Annotated in this window: 30 protein-coding genes and 1 other RNA gene; 15 read left to right on the forward strand and 16 right to left on the reverse strand. The window is 55.2% G+C overall.

Annotated elements, in window-relative coordinates:
• Nucleotides 1-21 precede the first annotated feature (21 nt).
• The gene (mtr, locus tag N7922_RS02990; protein WP_263099168.1) at nt 22-1,266 is read left to right on the forward strand and encodes a tryptophan permease; all 1,245 of its coding nucleotides are present in this window, start codon (nt 22-24) and stop codon (nt 1,264-1,266) included.
• Nucleotides 1,267-1,315: 49 nt separating this feature from the next.
• On the opposite strand, the gene N7922_RS02995 is transcribed toward mtr, so the two are convergent.
• From N7922_RS02995 to N7922_RS03005, 3 genes are all read right to left on the reverse strand, one after another.
• Nucleotides 1,316-2,323: a luciferase-like monooxygenase gene (locus N7922_RS02995; protein WP_263099169.1), complete on the reverse strand. Its 1,008-nt coding sequence runs from the start codon at nt 2,321-2,323 to the stop codon at nt 1,316-1,318.
• A gap of 141 nt (nt 2,324-2,464) precedes the next feature.
• Nucleotides 2,465-3,343, reverse strand: a complete 879-nt coding sequence (locus N7922_RS03000; RefSeq protein ID WP_263099170.1) for a U32 family peptidase — start codon at nt 3,341-3,343, stop codon at nt 2,465-2,467.
• A 7-nt stretch (nt 3,344-3,350) separates the two neighbouring features.
• Nucleotides 3,351-4,346, reverse strand: coding sequence for a peptidase U32 family protein (locus N7922_RS03005; protein ID WP_263099171.1), 996 nt, complete (start codon nt 4,344-4,346; stop codon nt 3,351-3,353).
• A gap of 238 nt (nt 4,347-4,584) precedes the next feature.
• Between N7922_RS03005 and N7922_RS03010 the strand changes: the two genes are divergently transcribed.
• Both N7922_RS03010 and N7922_RS03015 read left to right on the forward strand, forming a co-directional pair.
• Nucleotides 4,585-5,109, forward strand: a complete 525-nt coding sequence (locus N7922_RS03010; protein WP_061493032.1) for an SCP2 domain-containing protein — start codon at nt 4,585-4,587, stop codon at nt 5,107-5,109.
• Complete coding sequence (locus tag N7922_RS03015; protein WP_263099172.1) at nt 5,103-5,606, forward strand: GNAT family N-acetyltransferase; 504 nt, start codon at nt 5,103-5,105, stop codon at nt 5,604-5,606. The genes N7922_RS03010 and N7922_RS03015 overlap by 7 nt, the downstream gene beginning before the upstream one ends.
• Here N7922_RS03015 and N7922_RS03020 read toward each other — a convergent pair.
• Nucleotides 5,593-5,895 (reverse strand): GIY-YIG nuclease family protein, encoded by a 303-nt coding sequence (locus N7922_RS03020; protein WP_263099173.1) that lies wholly within the window; start codon nt 5,893-5,895, stop codon nt 5,593-5,595. The genes N7922_RS03015 and N7922_RS03020 overlap by 14 nt on opposite strands.
• 54 nt (nt 5,896-5,949) lie before the next feature.
• Between N7922_RS03020 and N7922_RS03025 the strand changes: the two genes are divergently transcribed.
• Nucleotides 5,950-6,387 carry a YhbP family protein gene (locus tag N7922_RS03025; RefSeq protein ID WP_263099174.1) on the forward strand — a complete coding sequence of 146 codons (438 nt, stop codon included), beginning with the start codon at nt 5,950-5,952 and terminating at the stop codon, nt 6,385-6,387.
• Here the strand turns inward: N7922_RS03025 and N7922_RS03030 are convergent.
• A complete protein-coding gene (locus tag N7922_RS03030; protein WP_263099175.1) occupies nt 6,373-6,891 on the reverse strand; it encodes a type 1 glutamine amidotransferase in 519 nt (172 codons plus the stop codon). The two genes, N7922_RS03025 and N7922_RS03030, sit on opposite strands and share 15 nt — an antisense overlap.
• Before the next feature lie 121 nt (nt 6,892-7,012).
• Between N7922_RS03030 and N7922_RS03035 the strand changes: the two genes are divergently transcribed.
• Together N7922_RS03035 and N7922_RS03040 are read left to right on the forward strand one after the other, a co-directional pair.
• The gene (locus N7922_RS03035) at nt 7,013-7,666 is read left to right on the forward strand and encodes an NAD(P)H-binding protein (protein ID WP_263099176.1); all 654 of its coding nucleotides are present in this window, start codon (nt 7,013-7,015) and stop codon (nt 7,664-7,666) included.
• A 53-nt stretch (nt 7,667-7,719) separates the two neighbouring features.
• On the forward strand, nt 7,720-8,757 hold the full coding sequence (locus tag N7922_RS03040; protein ID WP_263099177.1) for a permease: 1,038 nt from the start codon (nt 7,720-7,722) through the stop codon (nt 8,755-8,757).
• Between the two features lie 91 nt (nt 8,758-8,848).
• Here the strand turns inward: N7922_RS03040 and dolP are convergent, their stop codons facing one another.
• From dolP to N7922_RS03060, 4 genes are read right to left on the reverse strand one after another with little or no spacing between them, the layout of a single operon-like run.
• Nucleotides 8,849-9,424: a division/outer membrane stress-associated lipid-binding lipoprotein gene (gene dolP, locus N7922_RS03045; protein ID WP_263099178.1), complete on the reverse strand. Its 576-nt coding sequence runs from the start codon at nt 9,422-9,424 to the stop codon at nt 8,849-8,851.
• Nucleotides 9,425-9,433: 9 nt separating this feature from the next.
• Complete coding sequence (gene diaA, locus N7922_RS03050; RefSeq protein WP_040016590.1) at nt 9,434-10,024, reverse strand: DnaA initiator-associating protein DiaA; 591 nt, start codon at nt 10,022-10,024, stop codon at nt 9,434-9,436.
• A 22-nt stretch (nt 10,025-10,046) separates the two neighbouring features.
• Nucleotides 10,047-10,442, reverse strand: a complete 396-nt coding sequence (locus tag N7922_RS03055) for a YraN family protein (protein WP_263099179.1) — start codon at nt 10,440-10,442, stop codon at nt 10,047-10,049.
• The gene (locus N7922_RS03060) at nt 10,400-12,511 is read right to left on the reverse strand and encodes a penicillin-binding protein activator (protein WP_263099180.1); all 2,112 of its coding nucleotides are present in this window, start codon (nt 12,509-12,511) and stop codon (nt 10,400-10,402) included. The genes N7922_RS03055 and N7922_RS03060 overlap by 43 nt, the downstream gene beginning before the upstream one ends.
• Nucleotides 12,512-12,573: 62 nt before the next feature.
• Here N7922_RS03060 and rsmI point away from each other — a divergent pair, with 62 nt between their 5' ends.
• Nucleotides 12,574-13,437, forward strand: a complete 864-nt coding sequence (gene rsmI, locus N7922_RS03065; protein ID WP_263099181.1) for a 16S rRNA (cytidine(1402)-2'-O)-methyltransferase — start codon at nt 12,574-12,576, stop codon at nt 13,435-13,437.
• A gap of 79 nt (nt 13,438-13,516) precedes the next feature.
• Here the strand turns inward: rsmI and garD are convergent, their stop codons facing one another.
• Entirely contained in the window at nt 13,517-15,088 is a 1,572-nt protein-coding gene (gene garD, locus N7922_RS03070; RefSeq protein ID WP_263099182.1) for a galactarate dehydratase, read from the reverse strand.
• Nucleotides 15,089-15,510: 422 nt separating this feature from the next.
• Between garD and N7922_RS03075 the strand changes: the two genes are divergently transcribed.
• The 6 genes from N7922_RS03075 to N7922_RS03100 all read left to right on the forward strand — a co-directional run bounded on the left by N7922_RS03075 (nt 15,511) and on the right by N7922_RS03100 (nt 21,368).
• On the forward strand, nt 15,511-16,845 hold the full coding sequence (locus tag N7922_RS03075) for an MFS transporter (protein WP_263099183.1): 1,335 nt from the start codon (nt 15,511-15,513) through the stop codon (nt 16,843-16,845).
• A 25-nt stretch (nt 16,846-16,870) separates the two neighbouring features.
• On the forward strand, nt 16,871-17,641 hold the full coding sequence (gene garL, locus N7922_RS03080; RefSeq protein WP_263099184.1) for a 2-dehydro-3-deoxyglucarate aldolase: 771 nt from the start codon (nt 16,871-16,873) through the stop codon (nt 17,639-17,641).
• A 33-nt stretch (nt 17,642-17,674) separates the two neighbouring features.
• Complete coding sequence (gene garR / locus N7922_RS03085; RefSeq protein ID WP_263099185.1) at nt 17,675-18,565, forward strand: 2-hydroxy-3-oxopropionate reductase; 891 nt, start codon at nt 17,675-17,677, stop codon at nt 18,563-18,565.
• Between the two features lie 131 nt (nt 18,566-18,696).
• Nucleotides 18,697-19,842 (forward strand): glycerate 2-kinase, encoded by a 1,146-nt coding sequence (garK, locus tag N7922_RS03090; protein ID WP_263099186.1) that lies wholly within the window; start codon nt 18,697-18,699, stop codon nt 19,840-19,842.
• 32 nt (nt 19,843-19,874) lie between these two features.
• An RNA gene (gene rnpB / locus N7922_RS03095) (RNase P RNA component class A) lies at nt 19,875-20,254 on the forward strand.
• A 358-nt stretch (nt 20,255-20,612) separates the two neighbouring features.
• Entirely contained in the window at nt 20,613-21,368 is a 756-nt protein-coding gene (locus N7922_RS03100; RefSeq protein WP_263099187.1) for a glutamine amidotransferase, read from the forward strand.
• Here the strand turns inward: N7922_RS03100 and N7922_RS03105 are convergent.
• Entirely contained in the window at nt 21,348-21,740 is a 393-nt protein-coding gene (locus N7922_RS03105; RefSeq protein ID WP_263099188.1) for a nuclear transport factor 2 family protein, read from the reverse strand. The genes N7922_RS03100 and N7922_RS03105 overlap by 21 nt on opposite strands.
• Before the next feature lie 94 nt (nt 21,741-21,834).
• On the opposite strand from N7922_RS03105, the gene N7922_RS03110 reads away from it, so the two are divergent.
• Nucleotides 21,835-22,563, forward strand: coding sequence for a helix-turn-helix transcriptional regulator (locus N7922_RS03110; RefSeq protein WP_263099189.1), 729 nt, complete (start codon nt 21,835-21,837; stop codon nt 22,561-22,563).
• A 10-nt stretch (nt 22,564-22,573) separates the two neighbouring features.
• Here the strand turns inward: N7922_RS03110 and N7922_RS03115 are convergent, their stop codons facing one another.
• From N7922_RS03115 to N7922_RS03125, 3 genes are all read right to left on the reverse strand, one after another.
• A complete protein-coding gene (locus tag N7922_RS03115; RefSeq protein WP_263099190.1) occupies nt 22,574-23,080 on the reverse strand; it encodes a DUF1543 domain-containing protein in 507 nt (168 codons plus the stop codon).
• A gap of 128 nt (nt 23,081-23,208) precedes the next feature.
• The gene (locus N7922_RS03120) at nt 23,209-23,364 is read right to left on the reverse strand and encodes a hypothetical protein (protein ID WP_263099191.1); all 156 of its coding nucleotides are present in this window, start codon (nt 23,362-23,364) and stop codon (nt 23,209-23,211) included.
• Nucleotides 23,365-23,388: 24 nt separating this feature from the next.
• On the reverse strand, nt 23,389-24,090 hold the full coding sequence (locus N7922_RS03125; RefSeq protein ID WP_263099192.1) for a pirin family protein: 702 nt from the start codon (nt 24,088-24,090) through the stop codon (nt 23,389-23,391).
• Nucleotides 24,091-24,195: 105 nt separating this feature from the next.
• On the opposite strand from N7922_RS03125, the gene N7922_RS03130 reads away from it, so the two are divergent.
• Entirely contained in the window at nt 24,196-25,092 is an 897-nt protein-coding gene (locus N7922_RS03130) for a LysR family transcriptional regulator (protein ID WP_061493051.1), read from the forward strand.
• A 33-nt stretch (nt 25,093-25,125) separates the two neighbouring features.
• Here the strand turns inward: N7922_RS03130 and N7922_RS03135 are convergent, their stop codons facing one another.
• Both N7922_RS03135 and N7922_RS03140 read right to left on the reverse strand, forming a co-directional pair.
• On the reverse strand, nt 25,126-25,473 hold the full coding sequence (locus N7922_RS03135; RefSeq protein ID WP_263099193.1) for a DUF805 domain-containing protein: 348 nt from the start codon (nt 25,471-25,473) through the stop codon (nt 25,126-25,128).
• Between the two features lie 124 nt (nt 25,474-25,597).
• Nucleotides 25,598-26,584 carry a glutathione S-transferase family protein gene (locus N7922_RS03140; protein ID WP_263099194.1) on the reverse strand — a complete coding sequence of 329 codons (987 nt, stop codon included), beginning with the start codon at nt 26,582-26,584 and terminating at the stop codon, nt 25,598-25,600.
• Between the last annotated feature and the right edge of the window lie 74 nt (nt 26,585-26,658).

Raw genomic sequence — 26,658 nt, forward strand, 5'->3', positions numbered from 1 at the left:
CACCACAGGAGAATTTTTCAGATGTCGACACTGACAACCACACAGGCTTCCCCTTCGCTGCTCGGCGGGGTGGTGATTATCGGCGGTACGATCATCGGCGCAGGCATGTTTTCGCTGCCAGTGGTGATGTCCGGCGCGTGGTTCTTCTGGTCGCTTCTGGCGCTCGTTTTTACCTGGTTTTGCATGTTGCACTCCGGGTTGATGATCCTCGAAGCGAACCTGAACTATCGCAGCGGTGCGAGCTTTGACACGATCACCAAAGATCTGCTGGGTAAAGGCTGGAACCTGGTGAATGGCGTCTCCATTGCTTTTGTGCTTTATATCCTGACCTACGCCTATATTTCGGCCAGTGGTTCTATTCTGCACCACACCTTTTCAGAGCTGTCACTTAATGTTCCGGCGCGGCTGGCGGGATTCTGCTTTGCACTGGGAGTGGCATTTATTGTCTGGCTCTCAACCCATGCAGTTAGCCGGATGACCGCAATTGTGCTGGGTGCGAAAGTGATCACGTTCTTCCTGACCTTCGGTAGCTTGCTCGGGCATGTGCAGCCCGCCACGCTGTTGAATGTGGCGCAAAGCAACACCTCCTATACACCGTACTTATTGATGACCCTGCCTTTCTGTCTGGCGTCGTTCGGTTATCACGGCAATGTACCGAGCCTGATGAAGTACTACGGTAAGGATCCGCGCACCATCATCCGTTGCCTGGTCTACGGAACGCTGCTGGCGCTGGGGCTGTACGTTATCTGGCTACTGGTGACCATGGGCAATATTCCGCGTCCGGCGTTTATCGACATCGCGGCAAAGGGCGGAAATATTGATGTGTTGGTACAGGCGTTGAGCGGCGTGTTGAACAGCCGCAGTCTGGATCTGCTGCTGGTGATTTTCTCGAATTTTGCCGTCGCCAGTTCTTTCCTCGGCGTAACGCTGGGGCTGTTTGACTATCTGGCGGATTTGTTCAACTTTGATGACTCTCCGTTGGGGCGTTTTAAAACCGCACTGCTGACATTCACGCCACCGATCATTGGCGGTGTGCTCTGGCCGAATGGGTTTTTATACGCCATTGGGTATGCGGGTCTGGCCGCGACCATCTGGGCGGCCATCGTGCCGGCGTTACTGGCGAATGCGTCCCGCAAACGCTTTGGCAGCCCGATTTTCCGCGTTTGGGGCGGTAAGCCAATGATTGTATTGATCCTGTTGTTTGGCGCGGGCAACGCGGCGGTGCATCTGCTTTCCAGCTTTAATCTGTTGCCGGTTTACCAGTAGCATAAAGCCGGGGGGCGCGGCTGACTGGCCTGCGCCACCCGGTGAAACGCTAACCCAGAAGTTCTTCTTTCACCTGCATGGCCAGCTCAAATGAATGCAGTCGCGCCTGGTGATCAAAAATCTGCCCATTAACCATAATCTCGTCTGCATCCGTTTCCCGCAGAATGGATTCGAGACCGTGGCGCACCTTCGCCTTATCGCCCACCAAAGACATGCTTAGCGCCTGTTGCACGCCGAACTGCTCCGACTGTGACCAGAATTGATCCATACTCTGGATCGGCGGCGGCAACTGCGCACTTTCGCCACGGCGCAGTTTCACAAAGGCCTGCTGCATGGAGGTAAACAGGAATTCCGCATCGCGGTTGCTGTCGGCGGCGACAATATTGATGCACACCATCGCGTACGGTTTTTCCAGCCGCTCCGAAGGTTTGAAATTGGAGCGGTAGAGATGCAGCGCCTGGAACAGCATATCCGGCGCAAAATGCGAGGCAAACGCAAACGGCAGACCAAGCTGTGCAGCCAGTTGTGCACTATACAGGCTGGAACCCAGCAGCCAGACCGGGATCTTCTCGCCATAGCCTGGCACCGGGCGCACGTGTGGATTCGGATCGCGGGCATCAAACCAGTCCACCAGTTCTGCCACATCACGCGGGAAGTTATCAATATCGCCGCTCATATGGCGACGCAGCGCCATCATTGTGCGCTGATCGCTACCAGGTGCGCGACCCAGTCCAAGATCAATACGGCCAGGATAAAGCGTATTCAGCGTGCCGAACTGCTCTGCGATCACCAGTGGTGAATGATTTGGGAGCATAACGCCGCCGGAACCCAGATGCAGGGTTTGCGTATTCGCCGCCAGGTAGCCAATCAACACCGAGGTCGCCGCGCTGGCGATACCGGTCATATTGTGGTGCTCCGCCAGCCAGTAACGGTGATAACCGCGCTTTTCGGCGAGTTTTGCCAGATCCAGCGAGTGCGTAAACGCCTCGCGGGCGCTGGAATGTTGCGGGATCGGCGCCAGATCGAGCACCGAAAAAGGAATGGTTTTATCAGACATAAAAACTCACTTTGCTACAGCATCGTCATCAGATTGAAGGTCTTCTTCCAGCCTGGCGCAATGTGCCGCGCCCGGCCAGAAAAGCTGCAACTTTTATAGTGCATTAACCTTTGCTGATAGCTGTTAACAACTTGAGCCTTTTTACTGTTGCAGCGCCAGGCCCGGTAGCCTGCGCCAGTAGCCGTTACAGTCGCTGTTTGACGCCAGTGGCAACGGTGATGCGCCGGCTTCATTGCGACGAAACGCATCGAGCATGGCAAACGTGTCATTACCCATCGGCGACAGACGCACCACGTCCACAATCCCGTTCATTGATGTCAGTTCATTGCCGAGATTGTAGACATAGCCGCTCATGGTCTGGATGCCATTAAGCACAAACACCTGCTGATTTTCCTGCGACAGCATGCTGCGACCGTTCGGGTATTTGATACAGCAGGTTTCGCATTCGTCTTTCGGTCGGTCTTCCGAACGTGCCGTAAAGCAGCGCGCGGAGTAGGCCAGCGGCAAATGACCGTAGCTGAGCACTTCCACTTCAAATTGCTGACGGATGCCCAGCGCATCGCAATGATCGAGCAGGTTAATCAGCCAGTCGCGGGAAAGCTCCACCGGCATGCACCAGCGCACCATGCCTTGCTTCAGCAACAAGCGTAACGTCACAGCGTTATAGCAGTTGAGCGCATGCCCGGCGACAAACGGCAGCTTGCGGTCCGCGCACATATTCACCACGCCCAAATCGCTGGCTTCCAGCAGGAATTCGCCGTTATCGACATAGCGTTTGAGTTCGTTCAGCTCGGATGACGCTTGCACCAGTGCAAGAGTGGAAAGCACCACCTGTTTACCGCTGGTCGCCAGTTCCTTCGCCATATCCAGCCAGTCGCCGACTTTGGTCGCGCGGCGCTTGCTGCAAACGGCTTCGCCAAGATAGATAACATCGGCGGTGCTGTTTGCCGCCTGGCGATAAAAGTCTTCCAGCGTCTCTTTTGACCAGTAGTAAAGCACCGGTCCTAATGAATATTTCATGTTCTACCTACTGCCATTTACGGTGGTACGCGCCAAGGGTGGTTTGCGTACCTTCAGACATCGATCCCAGCGTGTCCATCCACGCGGGCTGCGGCACGAAATTTTGCGGGGAAGCCATGCAGCGATCGATTGCCTGACGCCACACTTTTGCCACCTGGCTAACATAGGCCGGGCTACGCTGGCGCCCTTCGATTTTGACCGAGGCGATGTTCGCCGCCAGCAGTTCCGGCAGCAATTCAAGTGTGTTCAGGCTGGTGGGCTCTTCCAGCGCGTGGTAGCGCTCGCCATCCACCAGATAACGCCCTTTACACAGAGTCGGGTAACCCGCGTTTTCGCCATCCTGGTAACGATCGATCAGCACCTCGTTGAGGCGGGATTCCAGCCCCTGTGGGGTTTGCTGCCAACGGACAAAGCGCGCCGGGGAGCATGCGCCCACGGTATTCGGCGATTCACCCGTCAGGTAAGAGGAGAGGTAGCAGCGTCCTTCCGCCATAATGCACAGGCTGCCGAAGGCGAACACTTCCAGCGGCACAGGAGTGACGCGGGCCAGTTGTTTAACCTGGTGGATAGATAACACACGCGGCAGCACGACGCGGGCGACATCAAAGTGGCGATGATAAAAACGGATAGCCTCTTCATTGGTCGCAGAAGCCTGCACGGAAACATGGCGTTCAATGTGCGGATAACGCTCGGCGGCGTACTCCAGCATCGCCAGATCCGCTAGGATCAACGCATCGGCACCAATTTGCGCCGCCATATCCACCGCACGCTCCCAGCGCGAGTAGCCATCCGGATGCGCAAAGGTGTTGATGGCAATATGCAGTTTGCGGCGATGCTGATGCACAAAACTGACCGCCTCCTGGAGTTTTTTCTCCGTAAAATTGAGTCCGGCGAAATGACGGGCGTTAGTGTCATCTTTCAGGCCGATATAGACAGCGTCGGCGCCGTTTTCGATGGCCGCCTTCAATGCCGGAAGGTTTCCGGCAGGGCAGAGCAACTCCATAGTGTATCCTGCAATCGGGGGCGCAGTGGCCCGGTCGTACCCCTGGGGGCGCTAATTGTTAACGAACTGGGATTTTAGTTAACCTGTCTGCGACAATTCTTGATTTGAGGCAGTTAAATGTGTATTGGCAATACCAATAATCGGGGCCGATTTATTGTGTAATTGTTGATTTGCGCCGCTATGTCATTTCACTGGTGTGGCAAAATAGCAGTCATTATCATTTCAGGGAGTAAAGCTCGTGTTGGAAAAATTGCGTTCACATCTTGTTCACTTTGGTCCGTCGTTACTGAGTGTGCCGGTTAAGCTGACGCCTTTCGCCATCAAGCGCCAGGTACTGGAGCAGGTGCTGCGCTGGCAGTTCCAACAGGCTCTGGCGGACGGAGAGCTTGAGTTTCTGGAAGGCCGCTGGTTAAGTATTCAGGTTCGTGATATCGGCCTGACGTGGTATACCTCTGTTGAGGACGGGCGGTTGATCGTGCGCGAATCGGCGGACGCCGATGTGAGCTTCAGCGCGGATGCCAGCGATTTGCTGATGATTGCCGCACGCAAACAGGATCCGGATACGCTCTTCTTCCAGCGCCGACTGGTGATTGAAGGGGATACGGAGCTGGGGCTTTACGTTAAGAATTTGATGGACGCCATTGAACTGGAGCAGATGCCAAAACCCCTGCGGGTGATGCTGTTGCAGTTGGCGGAATTTGTTGAGGCTGGCCTGCAAGCGCCGCCTGCAACGACACAACCTTCTGTAGGTGAGCCATGCTGATTAGAGTTGAAATTCCCATTGATGCGCCGGGTATCGACGCGTTGCTCCGGCGCAGCTTTGGCAGCGAGGGCGAAGCCCGGCTGGTGCACGATCTGCGCGAAGACGGTTTGATCACGCTGGGATTTGTCGCAACCGATGATGAAGGGCAAGTGATTGGCTACGTTGCGTTCAGCCCGGTTACGGTTGAGGGCGAAGAGCTGCAATGGGTCGGGCTTGCGCCGCTGGCGGTGGACGAACAGTACCGCGGGCAGGGCCTTGCGCGCCAGTTGGTGTATGAAGGGCTGGATTCGCTGAATGAGTTTGGCTACGCGGCCGCGGTGACGCTGGGCGATCCGGCGTTCTACAGCCGTCTCGGTTTTGAAAACGCGGCGCAGCACGGCCTGCACTGCCGTTGGCCGGAAACCGAAGCGGCGTTTCTGGTGCACCGCCTGGCTGACGATGCCTTAAACGGCGTACGTGGTCTGGTTGAGTATTCAGAGCACTTCAATCGCCTGTAACCGCAGGCGATAACAAACTCTCCCGCAGCGCTTCGAATGCGCCATCTCCGGCGACGAGGCGCTCTTTCTGGCGCTTGGTCAACTGTTTGATTCGGTATTCCAGCCGCAGCGCTAACGATTTTTCCCCTACCTGCGCCGAAAAGACCAGCTCCAGCGCGCCTTTTCCCCGTAACGCTTTTGCCCCTTTTCCGTTTTGATGCTGCGCAAATCGGCGCGCGACATCGGTAGTAATGCCGGTGTAGAGGGCATTATCCGGTGTACGAATAAGATAGAGAAACCAGGGCGTCATGGCGGTATTCATTATGTTAATGTGAACGGGAAAATAACACGAGGAAGGGCAAAAATGGAGACTCTTGTGGCCATTAATCGCTGGCTGGCAAAACAGCATGTGGTGACCTGGTGCGTGGCGAACAGGGGAGAGTTATGGTGCGCCAATGCATTTTATTTCTATGATCCGCACGCCGTGGCGTTTTATGTCCTGAGTGAAGATCAGACGCGCCATGGGCAAATGACCGGTCTGAAAGCGCAGGTCGCCGGTACGGTAAACGGTCAACCGAAAACCGTGGCGTTGATCCGGGGCGTGCAGTTCGCCGGGGAGATCCGTCGGCTGGATGAAGAGGAAAGCGCGGTACCGCGCGCGCAGTACAACCGTCGCTTTCCGGTAGCTCGCATGTTGTCAGCCCCGATGTGGGAAATTCGCCTCAACGAGGTGAAATTCACCGACAACACGCTGGGGTTTGGCAAAAAGCTTCACTGGCTCCGTGAATCAGGCACCCAGTAAACGCAGTGCTTCGCGGTTGAAGGCGGGCAAATCATCGGGGGTTCGGCTGGTGATCAGTTGATCGTTATCGATCACCACTTCCTGGTCATAAAACTCGCCCCCGGCGTTTTTCACATCCACAACGATGGGTTTCACCGCCGTCAGTTTACGGCCTCTCACCACATCTGCGCTGATCAGCAGCTGTGGGCCGTGGCAAATGGCGAAAACAGGTTTACCGGCGCTGATAAAGTCCCGCGTAAAGGTCACAAAGCGATCGTCTCCGCGCAGATAATCCGGTGAATGCCCACCCGGTAGCAACAGCGCATCAAAATCCGCCGGGCTAACGTCATCAATGGCTTTATCGATCACCACATCGGCTTCGCCTTTTTTACCGTGCACGGTTTTCCCTGCTTGTTTCTCAATGGTGATCACTTCATGCCCGGCTTTACGAAATTCCTGCGCCGGCGACGTGAATTCTGAATCTTCAAACTCGTCGGTGATCAAGACAGCAATTTTCTTGCTCATAATTCCTCCGTTGTTTTGGCTTCAGAGAGGCGAATTATCCATACTGATAATTCACCAGAACAGTAAGCCTGGTTCAGCGGGCGGGTATTGCAAGACGGATTCATCTGCAAAGGGGGAAGAGATGCAACGTATATTACTGACCGGTGCGACCGGTCTGGTGGGTGGGCATTTGCTGCGGCTACTGATTAACGAGCCGCGCATCACCTCCATTGCTGCACCAACACGGCGTCCGTTGGGTGACGTCGCGGGCGTGTTCAATCCCCACGATCCGCAATTAACCGATGCGCTGGCACAGGTCACGGAACCCGTGGACACGGTCTTTTGCTGCCTTGGCACCACACGGCGCGAAGCGGGCAGTAAAGAGGCATTCATCCATGCGGATTTCACGCTGGTGGTGGACACGGCGATAGCCAGTTTGCGGCTGGGGGCGAAACAGATGCTGGTGGTCAGTGCCATGGGAGCCAATGCACGCTCTCCCTTTTTTTATAACCGCGTAAAAGGCGAAATGGAGAATGCGTTAATCGCGCAGGGATGGCCTTCATTGACAATCGCCCGCCCGTCGATGCTACTGGGAGATCGCCAGAAGACGCGCTTTAATGAGTCGTTGCTGGCACCGCTGTTTCGTTTTCTCCCGGGCAACTGGAAGTCAATTAACGCGCAGGATGTCGCGCTGGCGTTACTGACGCTGGCATTTTCGCCAAATACCTATGGGGTACAGATCATCGGGTCGGCACAGCTTCGCGCCATTGCCGTTGAGCGTGCATTTGCAAAATAGCATTTCCGGCGTACTATTCGCAGGCTCAAACCACATTATCCCCGGGGAATGTTATGACTGGTCAGTCTTCATCTCAGGCGGCACCCCGCTTTCAGTGGTGGAAACCCGCACTGTTCTTTCTTGTTGTTATCGTTGGTCTTTGGTATGTGAAATGGCAGCCTTATTACGGCAAAGCCTTCACGGCTGCAGAAACACACAGTATTGGTAAATCTATTCTCGCGCAGGCCGATGCCAGTCCGTTTAAAGCGGCATGGGATTACGCAATGGTCTATTTCCTTGCCGTCTGGAAAGCCGCCGTACTGGGTGTGTTGCTGGGATCGTTAATTCAGGTGTTGATCCCGCGTGACTGGCTGCTACGCACGCTGGGGCAAAAACGCTTTAGCGGTACGCTCTTTGGTACGCTGTTCGCCTTGCCTGGCATGATGTGCTCCTGCTGCGCGGCGCCGGTTGCCGCCGGTATGCGTCGCCAGCGCGTGTCGATGGGTGGTGCACTGGCATTCTGGATGGGTAACCCATTGCTGAACCCGGCCACGCTGGTGTTTATGGGGTTTGTGCTCGGCTGGCATTTTGCTGCCATTCGCCTTGTGGCGGGACTGGTGACGGTCCTTGGCGTGGCGATGCTGGTGCAGGCGCTGGTGAAAGAGAATCCGCAGCAGGCGGATGCCGTGGATATCACGCTGCCGGAGCCGCAGGGCAGCTTTATGGCCCGCTGGGGGAAAGCGCTGTGGCAGCTCTTCTGGAGCACCATTCCTGTTTATATTCTGGCAGTACTGGTGCTGGGCGCTGCGCGCGTCTGGTTGTTCCCGCATGCGGATGGTGCTATCGACAACACGCTGCTGTGGGTGATTGCCATGGCGATTGTCGGCTGCCTGTTTGTCATCCCGACAGCGGCGGAAATCCCGATTGTTCAGACCATGATGCTGGCCGGTATGGGCATGGCCCCTGCGCTGGCATTGCTGATCACGTTACCGGCGGTGAGTTTGCCGTCGCTTATCATGCTGCGCAAATCATTCCCGGCGAAAGCCTTGTGGATGACGGCGGGCCTGGTGGCGCTGTGCGGGATACTTACCGGAATGATTGCGCTGTTCTGATGGATGGTGGTCAAAGAAAAAGAAAACCCGGCAATGCCGGGTTTTTTGTTATCAATCTTAAACCACCTCCTGTGGAGGTGGCGAACGCGCATTACTTGATAAAGGTAAACGCGGTGGTGACGTGTTTGACGCCGCTGACGCGGCTGGCGATGTCCGCCGCAGCTTTGCCTTCACGGTCGGTCACCAGGCCCATCAGGAACACTTCCCCGTTTTCCGTGGTGGCTTTCACGTTAGACGATTTCACCTGGTCGCTGCTTAAGAGCTGAGAACGCACCTTGGTGGTGATCCAGGTATCGGAAGAGGCCGTGCCCAGACCAATCGGCTGACCCTGGCGGATCTCGTTAAAGACTTCGGTGGCGCCGTCAACGCCTACGGCAATCTGTTTTGCCCGGGAAGAGAGATCGGTGTTCGGCGCCTGGCCGGTCAGCAACACTTTCCCTTGATAGGCAGTGACGTTAATACGCGCTTCTTTCTTAATCTGTTCGTCTTTCGACAGCGCGCTATTCACGCGCAGTTCCAGTGTACTGTCGTCAACCTGGGTGCCCACGGTACGCGGATCCGTCGCAGCTTTGGTGCCCATTGCTGCGGAACCTACCACCACAGCGCCAACACAACCTTGTAACAGCAGCGCGGAAATAAGGACTGCGAGGGGCGTAAATGCCTTCATGTGTACTCCTTAATCATCCTGGTGAGGAAAAAGCGTGTTATCAATCAGATCGCATAAGCAATTGACCGTCAGCATGTGCATCTCCTGAATGCGCGCGCTGCGGTGGGAAGGAATACGAATTTCGACATCCTGCGGCCCCAGCAGACCCGCCAGCTCGCCACCGTCATAGCCCGTCAACGCGATGATCGACATATCGCGCGTTACCGCCGCTTCCACGGCCTTAACGATATCGCGACTGTTACCCCGCGTAGAGATAGCGAGCAGAATATCGCCGGTATGACCGAGCGCCCGAACCTGCTTGGCGTAAATCTCATCATGCAGACGATCGTTTGCTATTGCCGTTAAGACCACATTATCGGTATTAAGTGCAATGGCAGGTAAACTGGGGCGTTCTGTTTCAAAACGGTTGATCATGCTGGCAGCAAAATGCTGTGCGTTGGCGGCAGAGGTGCCATTGCCACAACAGAGGATTTTGTTGCCGTTAAGCAGGGAGTGGACCATCGTCATGGCGGCGCGGGAAATGGCGTCAGGCAACGCTTCCGCCGCCGCAATTTGCGTTTGAATGCTTTCCGTAAAGCAGACTTTAATTCGTTCGAGCACGGTAATCCCTATAATTCAGCAATTATGAGTGGTCGTTAAAGGCGTTTTGTATCCACTCAACCTCATTTCCGGTGAAGGCTACCACATCAAACCGGCAATCCACAGTATCAAAACTCCCATTGTGCCGGGCGAGCCACAAACGGGCGGTATGCAGCAGTTTCACTTGCTTCGTCCGGGTGACGCTACTCAAGGCTCCGCCGAAACGGCCTGACCTGCGATAACGCACCTCGATAAATACGGTGGTGTGATTGTGCCGCATTATCAAATCAATCTCGCCGCCGCGCTCACGCACGTTGGCGGCGATAAACTGCAGTCCTTTGCTTTCCAGCCAGCAACGCGCTTTGGCTTCCCACGCGTCGCCGGTCTGTTTACGACTTAACTCGCCGGGACGATTTGCCCCTGCTGGTATTTGAGCCATGACAACTTCCTGTTGATCACGCAATCCTGAGTGGCGGTCAAATCGCCGGTATTGCCATTGAGTTCGAACCCTGGCACCTGGCGCATTTGCGAGAAGTTATTCGCCAGCGACCAGGCATCAACGCCCATTGCATACAACCGCGCCAGTGAATAGTCATTGTTCACGCTTTTCAGCGCCTGCTGCATCAATGAGGGGTTGGCGCCAGCGAGCATCGGGATGTCGTTAAATTGCAGGCCTTCCATTTCAAGGCGGAAGTCCGGGCCAGCGCCGCCCTGTGCGCTACGGGAACTGGCATACAGCATCACGCCGCTCTGACTGCCGGTACGCATGGCGATCATTGGTTTGATCAGCGCAATTTCATCCTGTGTCGCCACGATATACGCCGCGTCAATGTTGCCACTGCCGCTGATTTGCGCATCGGTCGGCGGCGCAGGAATGTTCAGCCCACCAATGGTAACGCCCTGCTGTTTCGGCAGGCTGGAGAGCACCGGGCTGCCAGTCATCGCAATGCCGGAACCGCTGTTAATCCCCATACGCAGCTCAGCGGTAGAACCAAATTTTTGTGCCAGCACTACGCCGCCGCCCAGTTTTTGCCACTCCTGGGCAAAGGCGTTGCTGATGCGATCGCCAAGCGGGCTACGTGGGATCAGCAACAACGGCGCATGGCGACCTTGTTCGTGGATATGGCGCGCGGCATCGCGGGCTTCATCTTCCGGAGAGAGGGCGAAGTAGCAGATGTTGGCGCGATTCTCGACGTTTTCCGGCTGGTTGAGCGCCAGTACGTTCAGCGTGGTGTGGCTGCGCATCAGCTCTTCAACGTTGTTTTTCAACAGCGGACCTACCACGATGCTGGCGCCATCCTGCTGCACCTGATTAAGCACCTGATCCATCGGCTGTGCGCTGGTGTCGTAAATTTTCAGCTCTACGCCAGGGTTTGCCGGTGCTGCAGCCACAGCAGGCGCGGCTACGGGCTGCGTTGCATTGGCATCTGCTGGCTGCGCCGTCTCTGCCGCAGGTGTGGTTTCTGCGGTTGCGGTTTGCGCAGCGCTGTCCGGCGCTTCAGCTTGTTGCGCATCTGGCGCGACAGCGTCTTGCTGCGCAGACGCGTCGGTCAGGTCGCTGACGCTGGTTTGCGATGGACTCACTACCGGGCTGGTCGCTGCCTGAGCCACCTGTTGCGGTACTGCCGGGCCGGAAACCGCAGACACACCGTTTTTCGCGGCTTCGAAACCCTGCTGAATAGCCCGACCAAAGACCGCGGCCTGGCCGTTTAATGGCAGCAGCAGGGCGATTCTGTTGGCGGATGCGGGTTTAAAGTTTTGCAGATTCGATAGCTGGCTCGGCAGGGTTTTCGCCCCCGGGTTTTGCGGGTAGCGCGTCTGCCAGTCGGTGATACCGGCTTTCAACATGTTCGGATCGTTACGGTTGTCGAACCACACGCGTTGCAGATCAAGCCAGCCTTGCAGCGTAACTTCATCCGCGTTGATCACGAAGGCTTTTGCCTGCTCCTGATTAAAGGACGACAGCGCCTGCCAGGTGGCATCGATATTTTTCTGCTTCTCTTCCGGGGTGGTTAACAGCGGCTCCTGTGCAATCAATGCGCGCAGCAGCGTGAGCGACGGTTTACCCTGAGAGGCGGTGATGCCGATCTGCCAGTAACGAGCCTGTTGCGGTTGCTCAAGGTCGGCAGGATCGATTTTATTCAGTAGCGCCAGCGCGCCGGCAAAGTCCCGCTGCGCGAGTTTCAGTTCTGCAGAAAGCAGGCTGTACTCTTTACGCTGGGTATCGTTCAGATCCTGCGGCAACTTGCCAAACAGCTCGCTTGCCTGCTGGGTTTTCCCCTCTTTCAGCAGTGCACGAATGGCGAGTAATTGCCAGTTGGTCTTGCTATCATCTGTGCTTTGCTGCATCTGCTGCAGGTAAAAAGCAGAATTAGCCTGCGTCGCGCCTTGAATATGCGCGGCGCTCTGGTCACCAGACCGGGTGCCACAGCCAGCAAACAGCAGGGCGGCCAGCACCACAGGCAGGCAGCGTGTGGCTTTCGAACGTAGAAATGTTGACGGTAGCATACTGTATCCAGTGATATTTTTTACGCAATGCTCAATATTAAATCGGCAATACGGATGAAACAATGAAACAACACGAATCGGCGGAGAATTCTCAGGGTCAGCTCTATATTGTACCTACTCCCATCGGGAATTTGGCTGATATTACTCAACGTGCGCTGACTGTGTTGCAAGCCGTTGATTTAATTGCGGCTGAGGATACTCGTCACACCGGTTTATTGCTCCAGCACTTCGCCATTAACGCCCGTTTGTTTGCGCTGCACGATCACAATGAGCAACAAAAAGCCGACACGCTAGTGGCGAAACTGAGAGAGGGGCAGAACATCGCATTGGTGTCGGATGCCGGTACGCCGCTGATTAACGATCCGGGCTATCACCTGGTGCGTACCTGCCGGGAAGCCGGTATTCGCGTTGTCCCTCTTCCGGGGCCTTGCGCGGCCATTGCAGCGCTAAGCGCGGCGGGACTGCCATCGGACCGTTTCTGCTATGAAGGTTTTCTGCCCGCCAAATCAAAGGGCCGCCGCGATACGTTAAAAGCACTGGAAACAGAAAGCCGTACGCTGATTTTTTATGAATCCACCCACCGTTTGCTGGAAAGCCTGGAAGATATGGTCGCCGTCTGGGGCGAATCCCGTTATGTGGTGTTGGCGCGTGAACTGACCAAAACCTGGGAAACCATTCAGGGCTTGCCGGTTGGTGAGTTACTGGCGTGGGTCAAAGAAGACGAAAACCGTCGCAAAGGCGAAATGGTGTTAATTGTGGAAGGCCATAAAGCGCAGGAAGACGAACTTCCCGCCGATGCGCTGCGCACGCTGGCGTTGCTGCAAGCGGAATTGCCGCTGAAAAAGGCTGCCGCGCTGGCCGCAGAAATCCACGGCGTGAAGAAAAATGCGCTGTATAAATACGCGCTGGATAATCAAGGCCAATAGTCATTGCGGTTTATTACAACAAAAAAAAGCATGGCCGGAGCCATGCTTAAGGTTGAGGTTTACAACTTTTTTATAAAAATCAGGTCACCGGAGCCGGGTTAAACACCGCCAGCTGGTTGTGAAGACCCCACTGATCGGAGAAGGTTTTCTTCCGGCCGCTGGCCACATCAAGGATAAAGTGGAACAGCTTCCAGCCCACATCCTCGATAGTCTCTTCGCCCGTGGCGATGGTGCCGGCGTTGATATCCATCAGGTCGAACCAACGGTTTGCCAGTTCAGTACGGGTCGCCATTTTGATAACCGGTACAGCCACCAGGCCGTAAGGGGTACCACGACCGGTGGTGAACACCTGAACGGTGATGCCGGATGCAACCTGTTGCGTCCCGCAAACGAAGTCGCTCGCCGGGGTTGCCGCGTAAATCAGGCCGCGTTTGGTCGGGCGCTGGCCAGGAGAGAGCACTTCAGAAATGGCGCTCTTACCGGATTTGGCAATCGAGCCCAGTGCTTTTTCCACCACGTTTGCCAGACCGCCTTTTTTGTTCCCCGGAGAAGGGTTGGCGCTGCGGTCGGTTTTACCCATGTCCAGGTAGTTATCGTACCAGGCCATCTCTTCCAGCAGACGTTTGCCCACTTCTTCGTTGATGGCGCGCGGCGTCAACAAGTGGATCGCATCGCGGACTTCGGTCACTTCAGAAAACATCACGGTGCCGCCGCAACGGATCAGCAGATCAGATGCATAACCGACTGCCGGGTTTGCCGTGACGCCGGAGAAGGCGTCGCTGCCGCCGCACTGCATACCGACAACCAGTTCAGAGGCCGGGCAGGTTTCACGTTTACGCTGGTTGAGTTTCGCCAGATGGCGTTCTGCAACCTGCAAAATATCGTCAACCATGGAACGGAAGCCAACGTGATGCTCGTCTTGCAGACGCACAATGCTGGCGCTATCCACCGGAATAGACTGCACATCTTCAGTACCTTGCAGCAGGCGTTCTGGCTGCAATTTTTCGCAACCCAGACCAATCACCATCACTTCGCCGCCGAAGTTCGGGTTCAGGGAGATGTTATGGATGGTGCGAATCGGGATCACTGCCGCCGGTGCGTTGATCGCCACGCCGCAGCCGTATAAGTGGTTCAGGCCGACCACGCCGTCGACGTTCGGGTATTTCGGCAGCAGGTCGCGTTCGATAATCTTCACGACATAATCCACCACCCCGGCAACGCAGTGCACGCTGGTGGTCAGGCCGAGCAGGTTTTTGGTGCCGACGCTGCCGTCTGCATTGCGGTAACCTTCAAAGGTGTAACCTTCCAGCGGCGGCAACGGCTCTGGCACTTTGGTCGCCAGCGGCAGCGTGTTCAGCGGTGGTGCTTTTGGCAGCTCGACCATGGACTCATCAATCCAGCTACCACGAGGAATATCGCGTACGGCGTAACCAATGACTTCACCATAACGCACGATTTCGCCATGATGCGGGATATCGACGAGGGCGACTTTATGGCCTTGAGGAATATGCTCAACCAGCTCGAGACCGTCCGGAAAACGCGTACCCGCCTTTAAGCCATTGTCATTAACGATGATAGCGACATTATCAGTGTCGTGTACCTTAATATAAAACGCCCCAGGCGATTGCTGTCTAATTTCAATGTCGGACATTGTCAAGTAATCTCCAGCTAACTATACGATGCATTACTCAAAGAGAGGAACCAATTCTTTATTCTGGAATAAATATCAGAAATAAAAATCTTGTTTGCTGAAATAAGAATGTCAGGAGTTCAAATATTAAAATGTGATCTAAATCACTTATTTTCGCGATTCCCCGTGTGGCGGGGCTGGATATTGCAAGATCTGTGCATCAGCGCCCAGGCTTATGTGCATATGCTCAAAATAATCTTTCTGGTCAATGTTAAAATTGAGCAACCCACCAGTGTGTGGCATCATGTCGCTGATTATACTGAGGGCTATAAAATCGAAGTGCCAATTATCTGATATTAAGTTTCGAGTGCTTAAATAAAATCGGATAATAAACAGCAAATATAATTATATTTTAAAAGTTAGCGGTGCCCGAGGAAATTAAAATGACTATTGAACATACCGTCGAGACAAAACGGGGTTTACCCACCCGTTATTTAATTCTGCTGATTATATTTATTGTCACAGCAGTTAACTATGCCGATCGCGCGACGCTTTCTATCGCCGGAACAGAAGTGGCGAAAGAGCTGCAGCTTGATTCTGTGTCGATGGGCTACATCTTTTCCGCTTTTGGCTGGGCTTATCTGCTGATGCAGATCCCGGGCGGCTGGCTGCTCGACCGCTTCGGCTCGAAAAAAGTCTACACCTACAGTTTGTTTTTCTGGTCGCTCTTTACCTTCCTGCAAGGTTTCGTCGACATCTTCCCGATTGCATGGGCCGGGATTTCCATGTTTTTCATGCGCTTTATGCTGGGCTTCTCTGAAGCACCTTCATTCCCGGCGAACGCCCGCATCGTGGCGGCCTGGTTCCCGGCAAAAGAGCGCGGTACTGCCTCGGCGATTTTTAACTCTGCGCAGTACTTCTCACTGGCGCTGTTCTCGCCGCTGCTGGGCTGGCTGACATTTGCCTGGGGTTGGGAACATGTGTTTACCGTGATGGGCGTGATCGGTTTTGTGCTGACGTTCGCCTGGGTGAAATTTGTGCATAACCCGACTGACCATCCTCGTATGACCCGCGAAGAGCTGGAGTACATCGAGAAAAATGGCGCCGTTGTGGATATGGACCATAAAAAAACGGACGACAGCAAAAACGCGGGTCCTAAAATGGATTACATCAAGCAGTTGCTGTGCAACCGCATGATGCTCGGCGTGTTCTTCGGGCAATACTTCCTGAACACCATTACCTGGTTCTTCCTGACATGGTTCCCGATTTACCTGGTGCAGGAAAAGGGCATGTCGATTCTGAAAGTGGGGTTTGTCGCTTCTATTCCGGCACTGTGCGGTTTTGCCGGTGGCGTGTTGGGCGGGCTGTTTTCTGACTATCTGATCAAACGTGGCTCCACCCTGACCGTGGCGCGTAAATTCCCTATCGTTGTCGGCATGTTACTGGCTTCAAGCATCATTCTGTGTAACTACACCGATAGCACAACACTGGTTGTCGCACTGATGGCGCTCGCGTTCTTCGGTAAGGGCTTTGGCGCGCTGGGCTGGCCGGTCATTTCCGACGTCGCGCCGAAAGAAATTGTTGGGCTGTGCGGCGGTGTATTCAACGTGTTCGGTAACGTGGCGTCTATCGTAACGCCGCTGGTCATCGGATACATGGTTAAAGAGTTGCATTCTTTCAACGGTGCGTTGGTGTTCGTTGGCTGTTCAGCGCTGATGATGATGGTCTGCTACCTGTTTGTGGTTGGCGACATCAAACGTATGGAACTGAAGAAATAAGCAACAACTCATTAAGGTACAAAAGATGAATAACGATATCTTCCCAAACAAATTCAAAGCCGCGCTGGCGGCTCAACAGATTCAAATCGGTTGTTGGTCTGCGCTGGGTAGTCATATCAGCACTGAAGTTCTGGGCCTGGCAGGCTTTGACTGGCTGCTTCTGGACGGCGAACACGCCCCTAACGACGTGCTCACTTTTGTACCGCAATTAATGGCATTAAAAGGCAGCGTCAGCGCACCGGTGGTGCGTGTGCCGACTAACGATCCGGTGGTGATTAAACGCCTGCTGGACATCGGTTTCTACAACTTCCTAATCCCGTTCGTGGAAACGGAAGAAGAAGCGGTGAACGCTGTCGCTGCGACCCGTTATCCTCCGGAAGGTATTCGCGGGGTGTCTGTATCTCATCGCGCCAATATGTTCGGCACCGTACCGGATTACTTCCGCCAGTCTAACGCCAATATCTCTATCCTGGTGCAGATTGAAAGCCAGGCGGGCGTGGATAACCTGGACGCCATTCTGTCTACCGACGGCGTAGACGGTGTGTTTGTGGGGCCGAGCGATCTGGCTGCGACTCTGGGCTATATCGGCAACGCTGCACACCCGGAAGTTCAACGCACTATTCAGCACATTTTTGCCCGCGCCAAAGCGCACAACAAACCGAGCGGCATCCTGGCGCCGGTTGAAGCGGACGCGCGTCGTTACCTGGAATGGGGCGCGACCGTGGTTGCTGTCGGTAGCGATTTGGGCGTGTTCCGTTCGGCTACGCAGAAACTGGCCGACACCTTTAAGAAATAACCAAACCACCATTAAAGAGAGAGAGACGCAATTATGACGATGAAAGTTGGTTTCATTGGCCTGGGCATCATGGGTAAACCAATGAGTAAAAACCTCATTAAAGCAGGTTACTCACTGGTGGTCGTGGACCGTAACCAGGACGCGGTTGCCGAAGTGATTGCCGCAGGCGCAGAAGCCGCTACCAGCGCGAAAGCCGTTGCTGAACAGTGTGATGTGGTAATCACCATGCTGCCTAACTCCCCGCATGTAAAAGAAGTGGCGCTGGGTGAAGGTGGCATCATTGAAGGTGCGAAAGCCGGTACTGTGCTGATCGACATGAGCTCTATCGCTCCGCTGGCAAGCCGTGAAATTAGCGACGCGCTGAAAGCGAAAGGCATTGATATGCTGGATGCGCCGGTGAGCGGCGGCGAACCGAAAGCTATTGATGGCACCCTGTCAGTGATGGTGGGCGGCGATAAAGCGATTTTCGACAAATATTACGATCTACTGAAAGCCATGGCCGGTTCTGTGGTGCACACCGGTGATATCGGTGCGGGCAACGTAACCAAACTGGCAAACCAGGTGATCGTGGCGCTGAACATTGCTGCGATGTCTGAAGCGCTGACCCTGGCAACCAAAGCAGGCGTGAACCCGGATCTGGTATTCCAGGCGATTCGCGGCGGTCTGGCGGGCAGCACCGTGCTGGAAGCGAAAGCGCCGATGGTGATGGATCGCAACTTCAAACCGGGTTTCCGTATCGATCTGCATATCAAAGATCTCGCTAACGCGCTGGATACTTCTCATGGTGTGGGCGCGCAACTGCCGCTGACGGCTGCCGTGATGGAAATGATGCAGGCATTGCGTGCGGATGGTCTGGGTAATGCTGACCACAGCGCGATTGCTTGCTACTACGAGAAACTGGCGAAAATCGAAGTCACTCGTTAACAAGAAGGGGCGCGTAATGGCGCCCTTGATCTCTTTTACATCAGCATCTTTCAGGTTGTTGACGGGCCTCGTATTGCCCGAGCCTGGGGGATGAAGTGCCTGGTTTGCGCGGCACTTTCAGGCTAACAATTATGAAAATCGTAATCGCCCCAGACTCTTACAAAGAAAGCCTTTCTGCCTCTGAGGTAGCTCAGGCGATAGAAAAAGGATTTCGGGAAATTTTCCCCGATGCTCAGTACGTTTCAGTTCCGGTCGCGGATGGCGGTGAAGGTACGGTTGAAGCCATGATTGCCGCCACGCAAGGCACTGTTCACACAGCGAACGTGACCGGCCCATTGGGTGAGAACGTTGAGGCCTGCTGGGGAATGTCTGGCGATGGCGAAACGGCGTTTATCGAAATGGCGGCCGCCAGTGGACTGGCGCTTGTCCCTCCAGAATTACGTAATCCTTTGATTACCACGTCGCGCGGCACCGGGGAACTTATTTTGCAGGCGCTGGAGCATGGGGCGACAAACATTATTATTGGCATCGGCGGCAGCGCCACGAACGATGGCGGCGCGGGTATGGTGCAGGCATTGGGCGCCAGACTGACCGACGCCAACGGCACGGAAATAGGTTACGGCGGCGGTAGTCTGATAAGCCTTAACGCCATTGATATTTCCGGGTTGGATCCGCGGCTGAAAAATTGCATCCTGCGCGTTGCCTGCGATGTAACAAATCCCTTAACGGGCGAGAAAGGCGCATCGCGCATTTTTGGGCCGCAGAAAGGTGCGACCGAAGCGTTGATCGTCGAACTGGATCGCAACCTCGGTCACTTTGCTGATGTGATCAAAACATGTCTGCATGTGGATGTGAAAAATGTGCCCGGTTCCGGTGCGGCAGGCGGCATGGGGGCTGCGCTGATGGCGTTCCTCGGCGCGGAACTGCGCAGTGGTATTGAGATTGTCACCCAGGCGCTGAATCTCGAAGAGCATATCCACGATTGCACGCTGGTGGTGACGGGCGAAGGTCGTATCGACAGCCAGAGCATCCACGGTAAAGTGCCGGTGGGTGTTGCGCACGTTGCCAAAAAATACCATAAGCCGGTTATCGGCATTGCCGGTAGCCTGACCAGCGATGTCGGCGTTGTGCATCAGTATGGGATTGATGCGGTGTTCAGCGTGCTGACCAGTATCAGTACGCTGGAAGAGGCGTTCCGCGGCGCATTTGACAATATTTATCGCGCTTCACGCAACATTGCCGCCACCTTGCAGGTCGGAATGTTGACGGAAGGGTGACAGGCGCGCGCAAACCCTCTATACTGCGCGCCGAAGCTGACCAGACAGTCGCCGCTTCGTTGCAGTCCTCCTTCGGGGGAGACGGGCGAAGGGGAGGAAAGTCCGGGCTCCATAGGGCAGGGTGCCAGGTAACGCCTGGGAGGCGCAAGCCTACGACCAGTGCAACAGAGAGCAAACCGCCGATGGCCCGCGCAAGCGGGATCAGGTAAGGGTGAAAGGGTGCGGTAAGAGCGCACCGCGCGTCTGGCAACAGTTCGCGGCACGGTAAACTCCACCCGGAGCAAGGCCAAATAGGGGTTCACAAGGTACGGCCCGTACTGAACCCGGGTAGGCTGCTTGAGCCAGTGAGCGATTGCTGGCCTAGATGAATGACTGTCCACGACAGAACCCGGCTTATCGGTCAGTTTCGACCCTTATAAAGACGCCCGCAGGATAACTCCTGTGGGCGTCTTGCTTTCTGCGGAGCAGAGAATGAATGACTGTCCACTCCGCTTTCTATGAAAGAACGCGGCTTATCGGTCAGCTTCAATTTTCCAGGTAAAAACCCGCTTCGGCGGGTTTTTGCTTTCTGCGGGAAAGAACGCGGCTCACCGGTCAGTTTCGACTATTATAAAGACGCCCACAGGATAACGCCTGTGGGCGTCTTGCTTTCTGCTCCACTTAATCTGCATTGCTTCTAACATATAAATAATTAGCCCGTTGGCTGAGCGAAAAAAGCGCTACCATGTTCATGAAATATCGCCACTACCGCTACGGGAGCTGCTGCTGTCATGGAACAAAAATCATTAATCATTATTCAGGTGGGGACTGCGCCTGAGCCTCTGCGTGACGTTCATGGTGATATCCCGGACTGGTTTTGCCAGGCTATCGGCTGCTCGCCGGATGATGTGGATGTGGTGCGCGTATTTGAAGGCGAAACGCTGCCTCCACCGGATGTTAGCCGGGCAGCCATCATTACCGGTTCCTGGGCGATGGTTTCGGACCGGCTACCCTGGAGCGAGAAAACCGCAGAATGGATCCGCGACGCTGTGGCGGTAGATATGCCGCTGTTTGGCGTCTGTTATGGCCACCAGTTGATGGCCTGGGCGCTGGGCGGCGATGTTGAGTATCATCCCAAAGGTCGGGAAGCCGGAACGCAGACTGTCTATTTAAATGCGGCGGCGGTAAACGATCCGTTACTCAGCCATTTGCCGGCGACATTTCCGGCTCATCTGACGCACCGGCAAACCGTTACCCGGCTGCCGGAAGGCGCTTCGGTGCTGGCTTCATCTCTGCACGATAACCACCAAATTGTTCGGTATGGACCCCGTGCCGTCTCCGTGCAGTTCCACCCGGAAATGACACCCGAAATCGCCACCGATCTGCTGCGTCTGAACCGGGCGAATATTGAAAAAGAGGGCGTCGATGCCGACAGCTTAGTGGCCGGGGTTCTCCCGGCTCCCGGTGCAGCGGAGATCCTGCGGCGTTTCGTCCGCGATGTTACCGCGCGTAAGCTCGTCGTGCTGTCACCGGATGTGGCCCAGTGAACTATCTTCCGCTGCGCCCTGTATTAATCGCGTCAACTCCTCACAGCGGATAATCATCCCGTCCTGTAGCGTAAAATGCGCCAGGACGTCGACATGTGATACCCCGCCTCCTTTCTTACTCACCGCCACGTGGTGGTGGGTGAGAACATCCTGATGTTGACCGGCAATGGCGACCATCGTCACCTCAATCGACTCTGCCAGCTGTTTAAGCTTTGCCATATGTTCAACAAAACCGCGGAAGTCCAGCGATTCCCCGTCTACATACTGGCGATACTGCGGCGAAAAGAACTCACGGATTTTGGCTTCATCATGTTCCGGATTGCAGACAATGGCCTGCAATGCTTGGGTAACGCGCTGAGTGGCATCTGACATCGTTTTTTCCTCGTTGGTTGTGATGAGCAGAGGATATCGCCACCGGCTGGCGGTATATTAACCGTAATAAGCCATTAAATACGGTGAATCAGCCATGTTGATTGTGCACAGTGAGCGACTTACACACCAAAGCCGACACAAAACCGAGTGGCACCAGCATGCGACCGGACAGCTGTTTTGCATCCAGCGGGGCATGATGATTGTGCAGACCGAGCATGTGCAGTGGGCGCTGACGCCAGCGACTATCGGCTGGTTTCCAGCACATATGCGCCACAGCGCCTGGACCGTGGGCGACATCGATGGGATCAGTATGCAGCTTGACGGGGACGCTTTATCCGCGCAGGCGGGCGTCTGGCCTGCCGATCCGTTTTTACTGTTGCTGATGGAGAGGATGACGGGCAGTGAAGGCCACCGCCAGCAACATTTGCTGGCGGTGATGCGTGACGAAATCCATCACGCGCCCGCTGCACCGCTGCAACTGCCGCTTCCGGATGATCGGCGGGCAAGGCAGGTTGCAGAGTATCTGTTGCTCGAGCCGCACAGTCCGCTTTCTCAGGCACAACTGGCGTCGACCTTCGGCATGAGTACCCGCACATTAAGCCGGTTGTTCAGTCAGCAAACCGGTCTGTGTTTCAGCCAGTGGCGGCAGCAGACCCGGATCCTTGCTGCGATGGGCTGGTTGCTTAAGGGGGCATCGGTTAGCGAAACGGCTGAACAGTGCGGTTATGAGAATGTCAGCGCATTTATTGCGGCGTTCAAACAGCGCTTTGCCATGACACCGGGAGAGTTCCGCGCGCAGCGGAGTGTCGTCCCGGCGTTTTAATGCGCGCCGATCAGAGGCCAATAGGCTGATAGCCCTGCCATTCTGGTGTGAAATGTGTGCCGCTGTCATCGGGCGTCAGGTGGATGTACAAATCGCCGATTTTTTCCAGCAGCAGGCAGTCATCCACCTCTTTCAGGTTATCTTTATGCTGTTGCAGCGCGCCGGTTAACAGACTGGCAAGCGCCTTTGCTTTGGCCTGCACAGCGTCAGTGGCAACGAAAAGATCAAACGCGTGCAGTTCGGCAAGCGTTTCAGGGTGATAAGCGCCGGCATTGACAAAGAACAGACGGGGCGCGCTGGCTGGCGGTTTTTCCGCAACCAGCGTAATACGGTAGCCATCAGCCCAGTTAATGCTGGCATAGCCGTCGATGTGCACTTTGTCTTTATCGCCATACCAGGCTTCCCGCAGCGCAGGCCAGGCCTCTTTGGGATCGCGTGCGGCGACAAACTGAATATCGTGCACTTCGATGTTTGATTTTCCTGCGTTACCGCCAAGATAAAACATGTATAGCTGCATCCCTTTTCTCCTTTATCTCTGTAAGCGAGCCTATTCCATCATCGTTATATATTTTTGTATATAGCGAAATGAAGAAAGGGGAGGGAATATCAACAGGGAGATGCCCCGGCGAGCACCGGGGCGGTCAGTCAGGCTGTGGCTTCCTCTTCCGCCAGCCGGATTTCGGCTTCGGCGACAATGGCTTCCAGCTCCGTCAACATCTCTTCAAACCCAAACGCGCGGGCGGCATCGTGGGAGGAGGATTGCGCACTTTCTGATAGGGTACTTTTGCTATTTCTGTTCATTGACTTACCTGCGTAACGCAACTATCACACCGGTAAATCTATCAGTAATGCACGTAAAGGCGTATCGGCAACCAGTGTTATGTTAGCCTCGTCACGAATAAACGCGCCGTCACCGCAGGTCAGGGCTTCCTTCGCTTCGCAGTGCGTTACCGCATGCACTGTCCCGTGAATGGACTGCAAATATGCCCGCGGGCCATGTAACTGAATACTCAGCTCTTCGCCTTTTTCCATCTCGATATGGTGCAGCCAAACCTGCTGACGCAGTTGCAAACTCTCCTGGCTGCCATCCGGCGAGGCCAGCAATTGTTGTGGTCGCGAGGTGATCATGACTTTCTGCACCGGCGGGTTTTCCCGTTCCGGGCAGGCATCAAGCCATAACTGCATACGCGTTAACGACTTATCTTTGCTCAGGTTATGTTCGCTGTAGCTGATGCCGGGCTGGGTGGCAATCAGCAGTGCTTCGCCCGCTTTCGCCTGGACATGGTTGCCTTCGCTGTCGCGATATTCGGCTTCGCCTTCCAGAATCAGGTTCAGAATATCCACCTTCGGGTAGGTGCGCGGCTGGAAAGACGCGCCCGGGGCGAGGACTTCCTGGTTTAATACACGCAGTGAGGCATAGCCCAGAAGTTTCGGGTCAAAGTAGTGTCCAAAAGAAAAAGTGTAGCGGGCCTGAAGCCAGCCGAAGTCAGCTTGTCCGCATTGTTTTGCTGTACGGGTAGTAATCATAGTTATTGACCTCTCTTTACTTAAAACAATGTTAAAGGTATGGACGCTTCATTGTTAGCCAGATATTCTGCCCGGTATGTTCAAATTTCCTGAATGAGAACAAAAATGGCGAAAGAAAGGGCACTTACGCTGGAAGCGCTGCGCGTAATGGATGCAATTGATCGGCGCGGGAGCTTCGCGGCGGCGGCGGATGAGCTGGGGCGCGTTCCCTCCGCGCTGAGCTACACCATGCAGAAACTGGAAGAAGAGCTGGATGTGGTGCTGTTTGACCGCTCCGGGCACCGGACAAAATTCACCAACGTCGGGCGCATGTTGCTGGAGCGTGGCCGCGTGCTGTTAGAAGCCGCAGACAAACTCACTACCGATGCCGAAGCGCTGGCGCGCGGTTGGGAAACGCACCTGACGCTGGTGACGGAAGCACTGGTGCCGACGGTTGAGCTGTTCCCGCTGGTGGATCGTCTGGCGGCGAAGGCCAACACGCAACTGTCTATTATCACTGAAGTGCTGGCAGGGGCGTGGGAGCGGCTGGAGCAGGGACGGGCGGATATCGTTGTCGCCCCGGATATGCACTTTCGATCGTCATCCGAAATCAACTCGCGCAAGCTGTACTCGGTGATGAATGTGTACGTTGCCGCGCCAGATCACCCCATTCACCATGAGCCAGAGCCGTTGTCGGAAGTGACGCGCGTGAAATACCGTGGCGTCGCGGTGGCGGACACCGCCCGCGAGCGTCCTGTACTGACGGTGCAATTGCTGGATAAACAGCCAAGGCTGACGGTAAGCACCATTGAGGACAAACGCCAGGCGCTGCTGGCCGGGCTGGGTGTGGCGACCATGCCTTACCCGCTGGTGGAGCAGGATATTGCGGAAGGGCGTTTGCGGGTGGTGAGCCCGGAATACACCAGCCAGGTGGACATTATTATGGCCTGGCGGCGCGACAGCATGGGCGAAGGTAAAGCCTGGTGTTTGCGCGAAATCCCGAAACTGTTTGCCGGTAAATAAGTGACCGTTTTGCCGGGGGCGCCGCGGTCACATTCAGGCGAAGAGTTTGGGTTCCGGCCCGAAACGGTTCTCCTGGGGCGTTCCGTGTTGGCTGTAGAACGCCAGCAGCGCCAGCCAGCCAATCACCGGGAAGAACAACAGCAACAACCAGCGCCAGCTACGGTCGGTATCGTGTAAACGGCGGACCTGAACAGCAAGTGACGGCACCAGTACCAGCAGCTCATAAAGCAGGCTTAATGTGTGCCAGCCGATGATCCTGTCCACAACATGCAGTACGCCAAAGAGAATGAGATTGACCAGCGTGAACATCCAGAATTCGCGGCGATGCGCGCGCCCGCTGAACGTGGCGTAGTTACTAAGCACTTTAAAATACCAGTCCATTCTCCACCTCGGTCAACGGTCAATTCGTTGTTTTCTAAGCGATCACTGTAAGAATAGACGGCAAAAAGAGAAACGGGTAAGCGCGGAAACAAATTTTCAGGCGCGCCGTGACGCGCCTGAAGGATCAACCGAAACGACGGTCCCGGCCATGGGGTTCATCTAAGTTTTGCCACGGGCCGATAGAGATAATCCCGGTCGGGTTGATGGTTTTGTGGCTACGGAAGTAATGATGGCGGATGTGATCAAAATCGACGGTTTCCGCTATACCCGGCATCTGATAAATATCGCGCAGAAAACCGTGCAGGTTGAGATAGTCGTTAATGCGGTGTTTGTCGCATTTAAAATGGGTGACGTACACCGGATCAAAGCGCACCAGCGTAGTCCACAGGCGAATATCCGCTTCTGTCAGGCGGTCGCCGGTCAGATAACGGTGCCGACCGAGGATCTGTTCCAGTCGCTCCAGTGCGTTAAACACATTTACCACGGCGTCGTCATACGCCTGCTGGCTGGTGGCGAAGCCCGCTTTATAGACGCCATTGTTGACGTTATCGTAGATCCAGCCATTCAGCTCGTCGATCTGGCTGCGTAATTCTGGCGGATAGTAATCGCCTGCTTCCGCGCCCAGTCCGTCAAAGGCGGTGTTAAACATGCGGATGATTTCCGCAGATTCATTGCTGACGATGGTGTGACGCTGCTTGTCCCACAGCACCGGTACGGTAACGCGTCCACTATAGTGGGGGTCGGCATGCAGATAGAGCTGGTAGAGAAATTCATGCTGATACAGCGTGTCGCCGGTGGCGGCCGGGAAATCATCATCAAAGGTCCAGCCATTTTCCAGCATCAACGGGTTAACCACGGAGACGGAAATAAACGGCTCAAGTCCTTTTAACTTGCGCAGGATCAGCGTGCGGTGCGCCCACGGGCAGGCGAGAGAAACGTACAAGTGGTATCTCTCTTTCTCAGCAGCGAAGCCACCTTCACCAGAAGGCCCTGGCGCGCCATCGGCGGTCAGCCAGTTGCGAAATGCGGAAACAGAGCGTTTGAATTTGCCGCCGGTGGATTGCGTGTCATACCAGGTGTCATGCCAGACGCCGTCAATCAGTTGTCCCATTTTGCTTCTCCTTCAGATAGCAAAAGCGAGGAGTAAACCCCTCGCTTTGCTGTGTTGGTACTTTTCAGTATAGA

This window comes from Kosakonia sp. ML.JS2a (assembly GCF_025642095.1).
GTDB lineage: Bacteria > Pseudomonadota > Gammaproteobacteria > Enterobacterales > Enterobacteriaceae.

What these genes read in the sequence shown, in the direction of transcription:
- N7922_RS03120 (WP_263099191.1), bottom strand. Translation starts at nt 23,364, where the DNA reads ATGAACAGAAATAGCAAAAGTACCCTATCAGAAAGTGCGCAATCCTCC.
- garL (WP_263099184.1), top strand. Translation starts at nt 16,871, where the DNA reads ATGAATAACGATATCTTCCCAAACAAATTCAAAGCCGCGCTGGCGGCT.
- N7922_RS03060 (WP_263099180.1), bottom strand. Translation starts at nt 12,511, where the DNA reads ATGCTACCGTCAACATTTCTACGTTCGAAAGCCACACGCTGCCTGCCT.
- N7922_RS03005 (WP_263099171.1), bottom strand. Translation starts at nt 4,346, where the DNA reads ATGGAGTTGCTCTGCCCTGCCGGAAACCTTCCGGCATTGAAGGCGGCC.
- N7922_RS03020 (WP_263099173.1), bottom strand. Translation starts at nt 5,895, where the DNA reads ATGACGCCCTGGTTTCTCTATCTTATTCGTACACCGGATAATGCCCTC.
- N7922_RS03140 (WP_263099194.1), bottom strand. Translation starts at nt 26,584, where the DNA reads ATGGGACAACTGATTGACGGCGTCTGGCATGACACCTGGTATGACACG.
- N7922_RS03135 (WP_263099193.1), bottom strand. Translation starts at nt 25,473, where the DNA reads ATGGACTGGTATTTTAAAGTGCTTAGTAACTACGCCACGTTCAGCGGG.
- mtr (WP_263099168.1), top strand. Translation starts at nt 22, where the DNA reads ATGTCGACACTGACAACCACACAGGCTTCCCCTTCGCTGCTCGGCGGG.
- garD (WP_263099182.1), bottom strand. Translation starts at nt 15,088, where the DNA reads ATGTCCGACATTGAAATTAGACAGCAATCGCCTGGGGCGTTTTATATT.
- N7922_RS03030 (WP_263099175.1), bottom strand. Translation starts at nt 6,891, where the DNA reads ATGAGCAAGAAAATTGCTGTCTTGATCACCGACGAGTTTGAAGATTCA.
- N7922_RS03040 (WP_263099177.1), top strand. Translation starts at nt 7,720, where the DNA reads ATGACTGGTCAGTCTTCATCTCAGGCGGCACCCCGCTTTCAGTGGTGG.
- N7922_RS03105 (WP_263099188.1), bottom strand. Translation starts at nt 21,740, where the DNA reads ATGTCAGATGCCACTCAGCGCGTTACCCAAGCATTGCAGGCCATTGTC.
- N7922_RS03075 (WP_263099183.1), top strand. Translation starts at nt 15,511, where the DNA reads ATGACTATTGAACATACCGTCGAGACAAAACGGGGTTTACCCACCCGT.
- rsmI (WP_263099181.1), top strand. Translation starts at nt 12,574, where the DNA reads ATGAAACAACACGAATCGGCGGAGAATTCTCAGGGTCAGCTCTATATT.
- N7922_RS02995 (WP_263099169.1), bottom strand. Translation starts at nt 2,323, where the DNA reads ATGTCTGATAAAACCATTCCTTTTTCGGTGCTCGATCTGGCGCCGATC.
- N7922_RS03015 (WP_263099172.1), top strand. Translation starts at nt 5,103, where the DNA reads ATGCTGATTAGAGTTGAAATTCCCATTGATGCGCCGGGTATCGACGCG.
- N7922_RS03115 (WP_263099190.1), bottom strand. Translation starts at nt 23,080, where the DNA reads ATGCAGCTATACATGTTTTATCTTGGCGGTAACGCAGGAAAATCAAAC.
- N7922_RS03130 (WP_061493051.1), top strand. Translation starts at nt 24,196, where the DNA reads ATGGCGAAAGAAAGGGCACTTACGCTGGAAGCGCTGCGCGTAATGGAT.
- garR (WP_263099185.1), top strand. Translation starts at nt 17,675, where the DNA reads ATGACGATGAAAGTTGGTTTCATTGGCCTGGGCATCATGGGTAAACCA.
- N7922_RS03110 (WP_263099189.1), top strand. Translation starts at nt 21,835, where the DNA reads ATGTTGATTGTGCACAGTGAGCGACTTACACACCAAAGCCGACACAAA.
- N7922_RS03125 (WP_263099192.1), bottom strand. Translation starts at nt 24,090, where the DNA reads ATGATTACTACCCGTACAGCAAAACAATGCGGACAAGCTGACTTCGGC.
- garK (WP_263099186.1), top strand. Translation starts at nt 18,697, where the DNA reads ATGAAAATCGTAATCGCCCCAGACTCTTACAAAGAAAGCCTTTCTGCC.
- N7922_RS03035 (WP_263099176.1), top strand. Translation starts at nt 7,013, where the DNA reads ATGCAACGTATATTACTGACCGGTGCGACCGGTCTGGTGGGTGGGCAT.
- N7922_RS03055 (WP_263099179.1), bottom strand. Translation starts at nt 10,442, where the DNA reads ATGGCTCAAATACCAGCAGGGGCAAATCGTCCCGGCGAGTTAAGTCGT.
- N7922_RS03100 (WP_263099187.1), top strand. Translation starts at nt 20,613, where the DNA reads ATGGAACAAAAATCATTAATCATTATTCAGGTGGGGACTGCGCCTGAG.
- dolP (WP_263099178.1), bottom strand. Translation starts at nt 9,424, where the DNA reads ATGAAGGCATTTACGCCCCTCGCAGTCCTTATTTCCGCGCTGCTGTTA.
- N7922_RS03000 (WP_263099170.1), bottom strand. Translation starts at nt 3,343, where the DNA reads ATGAAATATTCATTAGGACCGGTGCTTTACTACTGGTCAAAAGAGACG.
- N7922_RS03025 (WP_263099174.1), top strand. Translation starts at nt 5,950, where the DNA reads ATGGAGACTCTTGTGGCCATTAATCGCTGGCTGGCAAAACAGCATGTG.